This is a genomic window from Bacillus oleivorans (assembly GCF_900207585.1).
Taxonomy (GTDB): domain Bacteria; phylum Bacillota; class Bacilli; order Bacillales; family JC228; genus Bacillus_BF; species Bacillus_BF oleivorans.
Map to the genome: position 1 here is coordinate 182,322 of NZ_OAOP01000006.1, position 14,234 is coordinate 196,555.

At 41.2% G+C, this 14,234-nt stretch carries 14 protein-coding genes; 3 read left to right on the top strand and 11 right to left on the bottom strand.

The features are described from left to right. Positions 1–6: 6 nt before the first annotated feature. Complete coding sequence (locus CRO56_RS14575) at positions 7–396, top strand: hypothetical protein (protein ID WP_097159349.1); 390 nt, start codon at positions 7–9, stop codon at positions 394–396. Positions 397–434: 38 nt separating this feature from the next. Here the strand turns inward: CRO56_RS14575 and CRO56_RS14580 are convergent, their stop codons facing one another. The 3 genes from CRO56_RS14580 to CRO56_RS14590 form a co-directional block, all read right to left on the bottom strand. Further along, positions 435–692 (bottom strand): hypothetical protein, encoded by a 258-nt coding sequence (locus tag CRO56_RS14580; RefSeq protein WP_425427212.1) that lies wholly within the window; start codon positions 690–692, stop codon positions 435–437. A gap of 119 nt (positions 693–811) precedes the next feature. Further along, entirely contained in the window at positions 812–2,287 is a 1,476-nt protein-coding gene (locus CRO56_RS14585) for an alkaline phosphatase family protein (RefSeq protein ID WP_097159350.1), read from the bottom strand. Positions 2,288–2,369: 82 nt separating this feature from the next. Beyond that, positions 2,370–2,993, bottom strand: a complete 624-nt coding sequence (locus CRO56_RS14590; protein WP_097159351.1) for a GDSL-type esterase/lipase family protein — start codon at positions 2,991–2,993, stop codon at positions 2,370–2,372. Positions 2,994–3,254: 261 nt separating this feature from the next. Here CRO56_RS14590 and CRO56_RS14595 point away from each other — a divergent pair, with 261 nt between their 5' ends. Then, positions 3,255–4,430, top strand: a complete 1,176-nt coding sequence (locus CRO56_RS14595; protein WP_097159352.1) for a glycosyl hydrolase family 18 protein — start codon at positions 3,255–3,257, stop codon at positions 4,428–4,430. 187 nt (positions 4,431–4,617) lie between these two features. Beyond that, positions 4,618–5,142: a CBO0543 family protein gene (locus CRO56_RS14600; RefSeq protein WP_097159353.1), complete on the top strand. Its 525-nt coding sequence runs from the start codon at positions 4,618–4,620 to the stop codon at positions 5,140–5,142. 545 nt (positions 5,143–5,687) lie between these two features. Here CRO56_RS14600 and CRO56_RS14605 read toward each other — a convergent pair. The 8 genes from CRO56_RS14605 to CRO56_RS14640 form a co-directional block, all read right to left on the bottom strand. Next, the gene (locus tag CRO56_RS14605) at positions 5,688–6,389 is read right to left on the bottom strand and encodes a LutC/YkgG family protein (RefSeq protein ID WP_097159354.1); all 702 of its coding nucleotides are present in this window, start codon (positions 6,387–6,389) and stop codon (positions 5,688–5,690) included. After that, positions 6,382–7,821, bottom strand: coding sequence for a LutB/LldF family L-lactate oxidation iron-sulfur protein (locus CRO56_RS14610; protein WP_097159355.1), 1,440 nt, complete (start codon positions 7,819–7,821; stop codon positions 6,382–6,384). The genes CRO56_RS14605 and CRO56_RS14610 overlap by 8 nt, the downstream gene beginning before the upstream one ends. Before the next feature lie 56 nt (positions 7,822–7,877). Then, positions 7,878–8,597: a (Fe-S)-binding protein gene (locus CRO56_RS14615; RefSeq protein ID WP_097159356.1), complete on the bottom strand. Its 720-nt coding sequence runs from the start codon at positions 8,595–8,597 to the stop codon at positions 7,878–7,880. A 212-nt stretch (positions 8,598–8,809) separates the two neighbouring features. Beyond that, on the bottom strand, positions 8,810–9,511 hold the full coding sequence (locus CRO56_RS14620; RefSeq protein WP_097159424.1) for an ABC transporter ATP-binding protein: 702 nt from the start codon (positions 9,509–9,511) through the stop codon (positions 8,810–8,812). Then, the gene (locus tag CRO56_RS14625) at positions 9,504–10,277 is read right to left on the bottom strand and encodes an ABC transporter ATP-binding protein (protein WP_097159357.1); all 774 of its coding nucleotides are present in this window, start codon (positions 10,275–10,277) and stop codon (positions 9,504–9,506) included. Before CRO56_RS14625 ends, CRO56_RS14620 begins: the two co-directional genes overlap by 8 nt. Then, entirely contained in the window at positions 10,249–11,229 is a 981-nt protein-coding gene (locus CRO56_RS14630) for a branched-chain amino acid ABC transporter permease (RefSeq protein ID WP_097159358.1), read from the bottom strand. The genes CRO56_RS14625 and CRO56_RS14630 overlap by 29 nt, the downstream gene beginning before the upstream one ends. A gap of 20 nt (positions 11,230–11,249) precedes the next feature. Then, positions 11,250–12,122, bottom strand: coding sequence for a branched-chain amino acid ABC transporter permease (locus CRO56_RS14635; protein ID WP_097159359.1), 873 nt, complete (start codon positions 12,120–12,122; stop codon positions 11,250–11,252). Between the two features lie 439 nt (positions 12,123–12,561). Continuing rightward, the gene (locus CRO56_RS14640; protein WP_097159360.1) at positions 12,562–13,698 is read right to left on the bottom strand and encodes an ABC transporter substrate-binding protein; all 1,137 of its coding nucleotides are present in this window, start codon (positions 13,696–13,698) and stop codon (positions 12,562–12,564) included. Between the last annotated feature and the right edge of the window lie 536 nt (positions 13,699–14,234).

Genomic DNA, 14,234 nt, shown 5'->3' on the forward strand with positions numbered 1-14,234 from the left:
ATAGCGATGAAAACATACAGATATACAAAGATCCTTGGTATTTTCATTGGAATTTTAACACTTCTGCTTGCACTTGGATTTGGCTACCTGTTATTGGTGGGAATGGGATTATCCCAAGCGTTTGCTTCAGGAATAGATCATGCAACAACGCAATTATTTCTAATAGCCCTTATCTTTCTCCTGCTTTTTGGAGGTATTTCTTGTTTTGGACCATTTTGGCTCCAAAACAAGGGCTGGAGACAGTTTTATATCTTTTACTCCATCGCCCTCGGTATTTGTTTTCTCGGAGTTTACTTCCAAACTAAAGGAGCGTTAGGGAACTTATTTGAAGCTGGTATTTTAGGAATGGGGATTCTTTATCTCCTGCAAGGCACTCTGGTTATTACAAAAAAATAAAGCGCCTACCCTTATGAAGGAAGTGCGCTTAAGCTTTTTTAAAACACCTCATTAACTTCCCACGATTCCACAATCCGACGGGCTGTTTGCGGGTCGTACCCTCTTCCCATTAAATAACTTATCGCTGCTATTTCTGTCATGGCATGATGATAAGAGGTAAATTGGGCTTCCCAAAGACCGTATTGCACAACTGGTGCCAGCATTGATAATGTATAAGTTTTTAGCTGCTGATCACGATAAGAATTGCGATTCATTTGGAAAGGGCTGGCGGACCATTGATAAAAAGTACTATTCATGTAAATTTCTCCCTTTCATAATAGAGTCACATTAGCCTATGTTCATATATGCCTAAGAGTGAGCCCTATTTAGAGACGAAAAAAATTCGTAACATAAAAATCGATTTCCCAGGTGATTGTTAATCCATGAATTGTTGAAGAATCAACCGAAGGACAAACTCTTTCAAATCCACGATGCGCGGGTAATTTGGTGTAACCGCGGTTCCTGCAATCACGAGCGGAACAAGTGATTCCTGTTTGTGTAATGAACCGTGTGCGGATCCGCCAAGATGGAATGGCGTTGACTGGGCTTTAAATTCACAGCCTGGTTTGGCATTCACCACTATGAAACGCCCGGGATGGGAATGTAATGCGCCATAAACCCTTGCTAATGCATCCGGATAATCCCCATAGGTCACCCTTTTATCATTTGTCAGCCTCAGATCCATAAGCTCTGGATTTCCTTTAATGCTCCATAACTGATTGTACTCATCGGTATATTCCCCACCGGGGCCATAGTGCAATAAACCTTCTCTCATGCCGGATTCGACATAAATATAGCTGCCGTTTTTCCAGGCAATAATATCAATACGGTGATCATGTTTAAGTCGTTCGATTATCACCGACAAAGGAAGATTCTTGTCCAATACATAAATATACGCCATCCGCTGATTAACACATAGAACTAGCTGATCTTTTTCGCAAACAGAACGTTGCAGTCTGGCTATACGAAATTTTTTAAAAATTTTACGTAAATCAATGATAAAGTCATTATACCTGCTGCCCATTGGTGCATGACCGTTATCTCCCATAACGAGCCATACATTTCGGATAAGTGCCTCTTCCCAGCTTGGATATAAATTTAAGATCTTTTGAACTTCCCGATCCATTTGAGCGATGCCTTTTATATCCATAGGTCCTTTAAAATGAACGCGCAGGTCGAGATCCTGAAATGTACATAAAGTAAATCCCGGGAGTTCATTCTTACGAATTAGGTGTCGCAGTTCCCGAGCTGAAAATTTATAATTACCGACAAATATTTGAGGTACGAAACCCCATGGTCTTAGTTTGGAGAGAGAGCCTAACGAGAAAATGGGTGTGGCTGCGGTAGTCCACTCTCTATCTCCATGGGTTAACGAGCTAAGCATCCGTGGAAAATGTAACCGTTGCGGCGTATTGCCACGGTAGACAAAGGCATTAATCGAAGCGGAAGGGATCCCTTTTTGAGCCAAATCCTCATAAATCGTCGTCACATCACCGCTTAAATCATTGTTATTAAGCCGGTATAGCATATTTGAAATAAACCGATCCGCCCCTAACCTAAACGTTTCCCTGAAACCCGTTCCGTAGTTAATGATCTCATTGTTTGAAACATCAAACCAATTTAGGCCCGGAATATGATGTTTGTCAGGATAAGTACCAGTCAGAAGGCTGCTGTCAATGGTTACGGACATGGTCGGAAACGAACTAACCATATTTGAAATATAAATGCCCTTTTCCATCAAAAATTGCAGGGCAGGAGCATGTCCGGTTTGGACAGCTACTTCGAGCGGGTTGGGCATCAACGTATCGATCATGAGTAAGATGACTGGTTTGAATGGCAGGTTTGGATTCATATCGTTTTCATCCTTATTCATTTTTATGATTCGACCGATGGCAAAACGGCTCATTTATTAATTACAATGCTTTCAAATTAACTTAGAGATTACTTATCGACCGATATTTATTCAAAAATAAATTGGCTAAAACCTTGTAGCCTAAATCATTGGGATGAACTTCATCTGCCAAAAGGTGCGGTTTGTTTAAAAAAGAACCCATTGGATTGATAGTTTCTACGCGAAAATGCTTTGCCGTTTCCTCATATACTTTGTTTATCTTTTGAATTAATAAATTAGCCATGTTATATAGGCTGTGATCGGTATGGCCCGGATTATAAAGTCCCATTAAGAATATCTTCGAGTTTGGATTCGTTTCAGTAATATTTTGGAGTATACGCTTCAAGTTTTGCTCTAGCGATCGAACCGTTCGAACATATTCTAAAAAAGTTGCATTGTTTCGGTAGGCACGAATCATATCGTTTCCGCCAGTAGTAATCGTAATATGAGTTGCTCTCTTTAATAAATCGCGGATTTTGGAATCAGTAAGAAATTCAAGCAATTCCCCGCTGCACCTGGCTGATTTGCCATAATTCATGTACTCACATTCAATTGTTTGTTTGATTGCATCAAAAAATAAGGATGTAAATGACTTGTCATGCGCAGAAGCTCCCACTCCCTCAGTAAGAGAATCCCCCAAGGCAAGATAAAAAACTCGATTTTCCATTTGGTTCTCCTTTGGTACACATAAAAATGAGTCATAGTGACTTTTATATTTTGGATCATATTTTATTTTTTTATTGAATGTTTTAAAAGGAATTATGGGTTTTTCCTTAGCAATTCATGGGAGAAAATAGTTTAAAGCGCTTTTTAAATAGGAACAAGGCTAATTAAATCCAAATTACGTTTAATTTCTTGCAGGTTTATAAATCAGAATAAAACGCCTTAATGATACAAAAAATAGTAAAAAATTTAAGGAGTTGTGGCTGTGAAAAAATTTTTGCTAATGATACTCTTACTTTCCCTGCCTCTTTCAGGTTGTGCTGGGAATAATCAAAATGCAGATGAAGCGGAACTGTTAAACCAGACAAATCCGCATCCGAGAGTCCAACAAATTAAGGCAGGGTCAAACAATCCTAACGGACAGGATGTATTACCATCGGAAACCGCCCATGGAAACCATACAATCGATTCGATTGGATTTCTTGAACCCATTGATCCAAATGCAGCTGTTTCAGAAGTAAACAAAGTTGGGAAGCATTTGTCTTATGTGGCTTTTTTCAGTTATAGGGCTAATCCCGACGGAAGTTTGATTCCACTTAATGATGAAGAAGCACTTTCTGCAACCCGGAAATCTGGCTCCACGCCAATGATGGTTGTTACCAATTTTTCTGAAGGGAATTTTTCTCCGGATATTGCCCATACGATTTTTACGGACAAAGCGGCATCTAAACGGTTCATTCAAGGTGTTATTCAAACCATGAAAGATAAGGGTTACGAAGCTTTAAATATCGACTTTGAACATATTAGAGCTGAGGACCGGGAACTATATAACGGCTTTCTAGAAACAATCCTGCCTCAGGTTCGAGAGGCTGGGTTCACGGTTTCAACTGCATTAGCTCCAAAAACAAGTGACGAACAAAGCGGACCATGGCATGGTGCACACGATTATAAACGCCATGGGGAACTTGCGGATTTTGTGATTTTAATGACGTATGAATGGGGATGGTCTGGCGGTCCTCCAATGGCGGTATCTCCAATCCCTCAAGTAAGACAAGTAATAGATTATGCGGCTTCTGTCATACCTCGGGAGAAAATCGTGATGGGCTCCCCTCTTTACGGTTATGATTGGACATTACCATATGTAGAGGGCGGTGAATTTGCCAAAAGAATAGCACCGCAGGATGCAGCTGACCTTGCGGTTAAAGAAGGGGTAACCGTCCAATTTGATAACGAATCACAAGCCCCTTTTTTTAATTACACAGACGACAACAATCAAAAACACGTGGTTTGGTTTGAAAATGAACAAAGTGCTCAGGCTAAATTTAATCTGATAAAAGAATACGGTCTGCGTGGGGTTGCTTATTGGGTTTTAGGTGAACCGTTCCCGCAGAATTGGACGATTCTTGAAGATCAATTTACTATTAGAAAACATAATCAATAAAAAACGCTAAAAACGAGTCTGCCGAAACGGTTTCAGCAGACTCGTTTACTGTATTGGTGAATCTGTACAGATTAGCTAGCTTTCGATATTTAAATGAAATGTATCTCATAAATTGAATAAAGAGGGAAATATTAAATGAACAGGAAAGAATTTTAGATTATAGAAAGTGATTTAGAGGGGTATTGCCATGAAAGATAGATCCATTTTGCATTTGATAACCATTTCTGGATTAGTTGGTTCGTATTTGGCATTTAGAAAGGGTTCGATCAAAGACTGGTTTCTTGTTTATCTATTTAAAGGAATTATTTCAAGTTTGATTGATACACCAATCGCAAAGAATAAATTAGTTCAATACCCAACAAGATACTTTTCCCGCTCTTATGATACGAACATTATATTTGATTATATTGTTTTCCCGATGGTATGCGTAGTTTACAGCCGGATAACCAATAAAATGAAGGGATTAAGCGCAATCTTAAGCGTTTTTTTCCTTAGTATTCCAATGACATTAGTTGAAGAATGGCTTCAAAGAAAGACAAAATTAATAAATTACAGCAGACAATGGAATTGGCTCAACACTTTAATCTATCTCACACTGACATTCTGGTCCTCAAGAGTCTTTGTTACTTCAGTCCGATTTTTTGATAAAAAAAGAAACAAACAATCAGAATCCAATAGCTCTCAAAATCCAAACCAAAATATATCTGGATGATAATTTTTACTGCTTTGAATTAGACACAGCAATACCTGGATAAAGAAAGACAGCCAATTCATATCGGCTGTCCCTTTTTTACTTCTCTTTTTCTGCTTTCGTGTAAAAACCGCCTCTATACTCTACAGGTTTTTTTACTGGCTTATCGTTTGGTTTCGCATTTACATCTCTTGGATTTTTTCCTTCAGTCACAATACCCCTCCTTTGATGTTTATTCATTTTATTATCTGCTGTTGTCAATCAGCCTAGTCATTTTGTTAAAGAACAAAATTTTGACCGATAGAACGGGATGTTGACTTGTAGAAACCAGGTTTGACTCATAGAACGAGATTTTGACCCGCAGAAACGGATTTTGACCGGTAGAATCCTAATTTTGACCCGTAGACACACCGATTAGACTCATAGAACGCAATTTTGACCCGTAGAAACTAATTTTGACCGATAGAACAACATTTTGACCCGCACTACCATTTTTTCACTCGAAAAAGCTTATTATCCTTAAGCGAAAACCTACCCACAATCGTGAATTTGATAATTTGCTGTTTCTACCGGTCCTCGACTACAATATACGACACCCGAATCGGGCCATGGACACCAACAACAAGATTATACTCAATATCAGCACTATTACTCGGACCAGAGATAAAATTAATACAGGAAGCAATCGTTTGTCCTGTCTGCATTCTTCTTTCAATTTCTTGTGCTGCTTGCGTAAATCTTGGAACGATCGTGCTTTTAGGAATAATGGCAATAAAGGTTGTTGGCAATAAGCTGATGGCTCTTGCTTTGTTTTTATTATTTAAAATGACAACCGTTCCCGATTCTGCCAATGTTATATCACTAAACATAATTCCGATATTTGCTTTTTCAGCTATTTCTATATTTTCTTTTCCCAGAGATGGGTCCCATTTGTGTACATTTTCCTGTTCTAACAACATCCCTAGTCCAAATCCGAAGAAGCGTAGGTCTTCTGCTGTTACAATTGGCCCGCCGCCATATGCTTCTATCTGCCTTTTTAGCGTTTTTTCAATAGACGCAGCATTTGTGACAAAAACTTCTGTATGAATCCGTTCGCAGGCGCGGATCAGCTCCTCAAGAAGCTGATCAGGAGTCATTTTCGCAAATACCTTCAGCTGGGGCTGATACTGTTTTTCAGGTCTGGTGACCTCCTTTTTCCGTTCACGCCCAAGTTCACCTGCTATATGGTTTAAAAAATTCTCTCGATTATAAATCATTCCTCTAGTCATGAACTTGCCCCCCTTGCCTGTGAGTGTCAAACCATTTCCGGAAATTCTCTGTGCTTGGTGCGGGGAAATCACGGCTTTCTGACCAGGCTTTTAAGGGTCCTGCTCCCTTTGACATGATTCCATCCTTACTTAAAGGTTTCGAAATCACAGGCGCTGATTTCACAGTCGTTTGATAGAGGGATGGAGAAGAGACAAGCATGCCGAACCATTTCATTAAAAATTTTTCACCCACCCCAACGTTACCTTCTCCAGCCACAATTCGCTCACGATGTCTAACCAGCAATTCGTGAAGCGGAATTTTTACTGGACAAGCCTCTGTACACGCTCCGCATAAACTTGAGGCATACGGCAACTGATCGTACTCTTTGTACCCGCCTAGGATTGGGGAAAGAACAGCACCGATCGGTCCTTGATAAATCGAACCGTACGCATGGCCGCCAATCTGGCGATAAACTGGGCAAACATTGACGCAAGCGGCACAGCGAATACAATGTAATGCCTCCTGAAACTCTGTTCCGAGAGCTTTGGAGCGACCGCCATCCAAAATCACCAAATGAAAATCGTTCGGTGCATCGACCGCATCTCCCTCAAGATTCGGTGAAACTGCGGTTACATAAGTAGATATTTTTTGACCGACAGCACTGCGGCATAATATACTTACGATTACATCCAGATCGGCCCATGTTGGGACAATTCGCTCCATTCCCATCACACTGATTTGTGTTTTCGGCAGAGACGTTACCATATTCGCATTGCCTTCATTGGTCACAAGTGTTACGGTACCAGTCTCAGCCACCGCAAAATTGCAACCTGTAATCCCGACATCTGCATGCAAAAACTTATCACGCAATACCTTCCTCGTATAGGCGGTTAATTCAGCAGGATTCTCTGTACCTTTATAGCCAATCTTTTGCCGATACGTATCTCGAACCTGTTCCTTATTCTTATGTAAAGCAGGGGCAATTATATGAGACGGCCGGTCTTCATCGATTTGCAAAATATATTCCCCAAGATCTGTCTCGATCACTTCACAGCCCAAGTTTTCCAGTACTCCATTTAAGCCAATCTCTTCGGTAACCATCGATTTTGTTTTCACAATCGTTTTTGCATTTTTTTGTTTAATCACAGATTGTATGTATTGATTTGCGTCTTCTGCTGTCTGGGCAAAAAACACATGACCCCCGAGTTCTGCAACCTTTTCGCTAAGCTGCTCTAGGTAAAAATCAAGATTCTCTAGTGTATGCCTGCGGATTTCTGCACCTGCATTACGCCACTCTTCCCAATCTCCAAAATTTTCATCTGCGGTCGTTGCCTGAATCTTTCTCGATCGTAAGCTATCCTGAGCAGAAGAGATTGCCTTCCGCATAAAATTGTTTTGCAGCTCCTGCTCTACATGATCATGAAAGGGTTTATCCCCAATTTTTATCGACATCTCACAGCCTCCAGTCGTACATGGAATCGGTATGACCATCCGTTGGCTTAGCAAACTTATACTTGTTGATTCAAAATCTCGGCAATATGCTTGATCTCAATCGGTTTTCCAAGACGATTCACCCGTCCCCTGATATTCATCAAACATCCATTATCCGCTCCGATCAGCACAGTGGCCTCCGTATTTTCTATATGACGGATCTTCTCATCAACCATTTGTTCTGATATAGGAGACATTTTGACTGAAAATGTTCCGCCAAATCCGCAGCAATCATAGCTATTATTTAGTGGTACTAATTGTAAATCCTTTACATGGTTTAGAAGTTTCATAGGAGCATTTTCCACACCGAGAAGCCGTGTCATATGACAGGAGGAATGATAGGTTGCTTTTGCAGGGTAGGTTGCTCCCACATCTTCTACCTTGAGAACGTCTACGATAAATTGAGTGAATTCATAGGTTTTTCCCGCCAAAGCCTGGGCTCTTTCCCGCCATACCATGTCATCTTCAAAAAGTGTTTTGTATTCATGGAACATCGACGCACAAGAACCAGACGGTGATACTACATAGTCAGACTGCTCAAATGTTTTAATCATATGCTTGGCTGCCTTGATGGCCTCTTTCCGGTAGCCGCTGTTATAGGCAGGCTGCCCGCAGCAAGTTTGAGCTTTGGGAAAATCGACCTCACAGCCCAATCGCTCCAGTACCTCTACAACATCCTTTCCGATATTCGGAAAGAATACCTCTCCCAGACAGGTAATAAATAAGGATACTTTCACCTTTTCACACCCTTCCTATAAAGAAAACTTGGCTAGCGTCAAGCCGGTAGGCGCAGACGATTGCCTAGTTGCACTTATACTTTTTTCCTAAAAATTTTGACTGCGTCGAATTTGCATCATCGTTAAAATTTTATAGATTCAAAAGTGTGAATAAGAGAAGGAGAGCCTCGTTCCCCTTCCCTGTTTTATTACTATGTCAGCCATTCACTAGACTATGCACCTAAGTACGCTTCAACAATCCGCGGATTTTCTAATAATTCCTTCGCATTTCCTTCCGCAGTGATCTTCCCAGTTTCTAATACGTAGCCATAATTGGCAATTTTCAAGGCCAGTCTTGCATTTTGTTCAACCAGCAAAATAGTTGTCCCAGCTTCGTTAATTTCTTTAATCAACTTAAAAATGTCAGCAACTACAATCGGCGCAAGTCCCATTGATGGTTCATCCATTAACAAAAGCTTTGGTTTTCCCAGTAAGGCCCGGGCAATAGCAAGCATCTGCTGCTGACCCCCAGATAAGGTTCCCGCGAGCTGATTTTGCCGTTCCTTTAAAATCGGAAAGCGTTCCATCACCGCTTCGATGTCTTTTGCTATTGTCTTGTCCTTCCGGTGATATGCACCCATATCGAGGTTTTCCATAACAGTCATATCAGCAAGCATCGCTCGTCCCTCAGGTACAAGAGCAATTCCCTTTCGGATCAGCTGATCGGGACGTAATCCTGTCACATTATCACCGAGGAAATGAATCGTTCCATGCTTAGGTTTTAATAAGCCTACAATTGTTTTCATCAAGGTGGACTTCCCGGCACCATTTGCCCCGAGAATCGTGACAATACTTCCCTCTTCCACTTGAAGGTCAACACCTTTTAAAGCCTGGATATTTCCGTAAAACGTCTGTACTCCTGAGACATTAAGCAATTTCATCATCTCCCTCCGAACCGAGGTAGGCTTCAATCACTTCTGGATTGCTTTGAATTTCCTTTGGCACTCCTTCAGCAATTTTCTTGCCAAAGTTCAAAACAGCAATTCGGTCACATGTTTTCATAACAAGCGGCATATCATGCTCGATTAACAATACCGTAATCCCCATCCCCCGAATCTTCAAAATCAGCTGATGCAGCTCTTCTGTTTCGTGTTCATTCATGCCGGCAGCAGGTTCATCTAATAAAAGCAGAATTGGATCACTGGCAAGCGCCCTCGCAATTTCCAGTCTTCTTTGCTGTCCATAGGCAAGATTTTTAGCAATTGTATCTTCTTCATGTAGTAAATGGACGGTTTCTAATAAATTCCTAGCTTTCTCCTGGATTTTCTGTTCTTCAAGTTTTTGTTTTTTGGTACGGAATACACTGCTCCATACACCCGATTTTGTTCTGGCATGAGTGCCCATCATTACGTTTTCCAAGACCGTCATCTCTGAAAACAGCCGGATATTTTGGAACGTTCTGCAAGTCCCTTTCTCGGTAATTTGGTGTGTCTTTAACCCTGTAATTTTCTCTCCAGATAAATAGATTTCGCCAGATGTGGGAGTTAGCATGGCGGTAATCATATTAAACATCGTCGTTTTTCCGGCACCATTCGGTCCAATCAGTCCGAAGATTTCTCCTTTCTCAATGGAAAAGGTAACCTCCGACAATGCCGTTAATCCGCCGAATTGCTTACTGATCTTGTCCACTGCTAATACCATGTGACCGCCCCCTTCTAGCTAGCAAACGCCTTTTGAATCCACGAATCATATGCTGATCAATAATTCCTTGTGGCCGGTAATACATCATAGCTACTAACAACACGCCATAAATCATATAGCGATACTCACTAATCGGCCGCAAAATCTCAGGAAGCAAGGTTAAGAAAAATCCGCCAAATACCGCACCAGCTACCACTTCACTTCCGCCAAATACCGTATATACTAATGTTTCAACCGCCCGCTGATAAGAAAAATCCTCTGGACTGATAAAAGACATGACATGTGCATACAAAGCACCGGCAAGTCCTGCAAAAAGTGCGCCCTGTGCAAAAGAAAGCACCTTGTAATATGTAACATTGACTCCCATAGAAGCAGCGGCATTTTCATCCATTTTTATCGCGGAAAATGCCCTTCCTACACGAGAGCTGCTTTGCCTTACAAAAAAGAAGATTAATAAAATCACAACTAAAAGAAGCACCATAAAAATAGAAAGAAAAACGACTTGATTTTTTTGTAAACCAATCATATCAGCTGAAAAGCCTATTTTTTCAAGGCTGGCATATATTTGATTTCCCAATTGCGGGATTCTAGATATTCCAATCGCGCCATTCGTTACAGATTCCATGTTGACGAGGATCACACGGACAATCTCGCCAAACCCTAATGTAGCGATCGCCAAAAACACGCCTTGTAATCGAAGAGCAGCAACTCCAATTAGTATACCGATGATTCCTGCGAGTAAGGGACCAGCCAATATGCCAATGATGATCGGTATTTCATTGTTCGTTGTTATGAGTGCAGTTGTATAGGCACCAACGGCCATAAATCCGGCCGTTCCCAGTGATAGTTGGCCAGATGCAAGTGTCACATAGATACTTAATCCAAGAATGACATTAATAAGGATAAATGATGCCACTTGCAGATAATATGGATTGAGTAATAGGTCCAGCATGGACTCACCCCCTTAAATAATCATGCTGCTTTTTTCCCATAGATTCCTTGTGGTCGTACTAACAAAATAATAATGATCATGACAAAGGCAATTGCGTCACGATAGCCTGAATATCCGACCGTAACAACAAGCGTTTCCGAAATGCCAAGAATCATTCCGCCTACAACGGCACCTTTGACATTCCCCATTCCGCCTAAAATAATGATGGCCAACCCTTTTAAACCTATCGACAATCCCATTTGCGGATTGACGGAACTAAACGCCATCCCCACGAGAATACCAGCTATTCCACCGATTACAGAGGCCAGGACCACGGTAATGGTTATAATTCGCTTTACGTTCACACCTAGAAGACTAGCAGTCTCTAAATTTTCAGCGGTGGCCCGCAGCGCTTTGCCGCCTTTTGTTTTTAAGAGCCAATAAGATAGAGCAATCATAAGCGCAATCGAAATGCAAAAAATTACAATTTGCACTAAGTAGATATTGACCGATCCAATCGTAAAACGAATTTCTGAAAAACTGTTTGTAACCGGCTGGTTTCCGGATCCAAAAATTTTATCCGCCAAGTTCTCCAGTAAAATTGAAACACCAATTGTGCTGATCAAAAGGGCGAGGTGAGACACACCTTGCTTTTCCCGGAGAGGACGCAACGCAAAAAATTCGAGCAGCCACCCCATGATGGCAGTGACGACAATGGCTACTGCGAATGCGAGCCAAATTGAACCCTCTAACGTACTGGTGATGACCACTCCCATAAAAGCCCCAAACATAAAAATTTCCCCATGGGCCATGTTAATAATCCCCAGTACTCCGAAAACGAGCGTGAATCCGAGAGCAACAATAGCATAGATACTTCCTGTCGTAATCCCATTGATTAGTTGTTCGAGTAACATGAATCCACATCCTTCTCCTGCCATTTTCTTAGTTAAAGGCTGTTTTCGCATACTTTGTTGATTTTAATGGAGACAAATATATCCGTTCCATTTCGCTCCAGACACAAGATTCCCCGGGGAGGTGGCCTGAGCCTCCTCGGCTTTGCCTGCGGGGTCTAGAGGCTCACTCTACTTCCCGCAGGACAAGGAAGGCTTCGGCAGCATAAACATCGCACGAAGAAAATGCGAATGCATTTTATGAGGACTCGGGGTGTCTTCCGCTCCATTCCACTACAATTTAAAAAATATATTCATGCAGCAACAATCTTTACGAAAACAGCCAAGTTAAAAGAAACACTCATGGCGGCACATTGGTTTGGCCGCCATGGTTTAATTTATTGATAGGAATATTTAATGTCTTAAAATATTTACGATTTCACCTTTAAAATCATCCAAAGTATTACTCATAAATTCCAAATGCACCATCTTGAATAGTCAGAACGATTGGATCCATGACCACATCGCCTTCTTCATCAAAGGAAATCGTGCCAAGTACACCTTCAAAATCTTTTGTCTCAGCTAAGGCATCGCGTAATTTATCCCGATCCGCTTCTCCAGCTTTTTTCAAAGCTTCTGCCACGATATAAAGTCCATCATAGGCTTGGGCAGCAAATTGGTCTGGTTCCTTGCCATATTCCTCTTTGTAGGCTGTAACAAACTCCTGAACTTTTTCACTTTCATTACCCGTAAACCATGGTGTGGCGACAATCAATCCGTTTGCGGCATCACCGGCAATTTCAATCACTTGTGGTGAGTTAAACCCATTTCCGCCTACAAAAGGAACATCGATCCCAATGTCACGGGCTTGCTTCATAATAACGGCACCCTCATTGTAAAGAGCAGAACATAATATGAGGTCAGGAGCCAAATCTTTAATTTCCGTTAACTGTGCTTTATAGTCGGATTGACCCTTTTGGAATGTTTGGGTTGTGACGATTTCCAGACCCAAATCTTCTGCTGCTTGTTTCATAGAGTCATAGCCAGCTTTCGTAAAGACATCATCATTTCCATACATAATGGCTACTTTTTTCACCCCGAGCTTTTCAACAGCCTTTTGTACTGAGGCTGGAATAGCCAATGATTCTGGGATTGAATCTCTAAAGACATAATCTCCGATTTCTGGAATACCTTGGGCAGTTGTTGACGTTCCCAAAATTGGCACCCCATTCTGATCAGCAATCGGTCCAACTACTTCCATTTCGGTACTCAATGTCGGTCCGATGATCGCCGTTACATTCTCAGAGTTAATCAGCTTTTGCGCAGCAGATAGCGCCTGGTCTGGTGTACCGGCAGAGTCTTCAATCACCAGCTCGATATGGACCTCTCCCTCTGCATTAATTTCTTTTTGGGCCAATTCCAGTGCAGAAGTAATCGCCTCACCATAGGCTGCACCAGGACCTGTTATGTATGAAATCACACCAATTTTGGCAGATACCCCAGATCCGGAGTCACCGCCTGTTTCCTCACTGCCTCCACATCCGGCTAGTACAACCATAACAATAATAAGAACAATGAAGCCTTTTACAAATCGTTTCATAGATAGCCTCCTAGGTTAATAATCTTTAGAACTTTCAGATAATCAAAAATTATAAATTACTTATTAATATATTGCAAGAGAATTTGATGCAGTTAATGTAGGTATTTTGTAAATAATACGCGATATACAACGATCTAAATAGAATGCCTGTCACGTCCAGGATATTATCGAAAAAAATAGCACCAGTGATGTCAGGTTCACTGGCGATTTGATTGAGATATTTAAGGAGGTAAAGGTGGAAAGAACAGAAAATCTCTTTCAAGCAGGAATTATTAAACATCTTAGGGGAAATATTTAAATATCCATAAACAACCTTTAGCTAGTAATACTAAGCGTTTATTTATAGGTGAAAGAGGTCCTACGACCATGCAGTCAGCTCATAACGACATAAAAAAATATGCAAAACTGGTCGGAATCCCACTTGAGAAAGCTCACGTTTAAGGCACCTTTTCTGGCTAAATCCCTGGTGTTCCAATACAGGACATATCAAAACTAATAGGCCATACCAGTATTGAAGTAACCAAGATATAATTAGA

Excerpts from the sequence above, each read along its gene's own strand:
- CRO56_RS14575 (WP_097159349.1), top strand. The coding sequence starts at position 7 with ATGAAAACATACAGATATACAAAGATCCTTGGTATTTTCATTGGAATT.
- CRO56_RS14580 (WP_425427212.1), bottom strand. The coding sequence starts at position 692 with ATGAATAGTACTTTTTATCAATGGTCCGCCAGCCCTTTCCAAATGAAT.
- CRO56_RS14585 (WP_097159350.1), bottom strand. The coding sequence starts at position 2,287 with ATGAATCCAAACCTGCCATTCAAACCAGTCATCTTACTCATGATCGAT.
- CRO56_RS14590 (WP_097159351.1), bottom strand. The coding sequence starts at position 2,993 with ATGGAAAATCGAGTTTTTTATCTTGCCTTGGGGGATTCTCTTACTGAG.
- CRO56_RS14600 (WP_097159353.1), top strand. The coding sequence starts at position 4,618 with ATGAAAGATAGATCCATTTTGCATTTGATAACCATTTCTGGATTAGTT.
- CRO56_RS14605 (WP_097159354.1), bottom strand. The coding sequence starts at position 6,389 with ATGACTAGAGGAATGATTTATAATCGAGAGAATTTTTTAAACCATATA.
- CRO56_RS14610 (WP_097159355.1), bottom strand. The coding sequence starts at position 7,821 with ATGTCGATAAAAATTGGGGATAAACCCTTTCATGATCATGTAGAGCAG.
- CRO56_RS14625 (WP_097159357.1), bottom strand. The coding sequence starts at position 10,277 with ATGGTATTAGCAGTGGACAAGATCAGTAAGCAATTCGGCGGATTAACG.
- CRO56_RS14630 (WP_097159358.1), bottom strand. The coding sequence starts at position 11,229 with ATGCTGGACCTATTACTCAATCCATATTATCTGCAAGTGGCATCATTT.
- CRO56_RS14635 (WP_097159359.1), bottom strand. The coding sequence starts at position 12,122 with ATGTTACTCGAACAACTAATCAATGGGATTACGACAGGAAGTATCTAT.
- CRO56_RS14640 (WP_097159360.1), bottom strand. The coding sequence starts at position 13,698 with ATGAAACGATTTGTAAAAGGCTTCATTGTTCTTATTATTGTTATGGTT.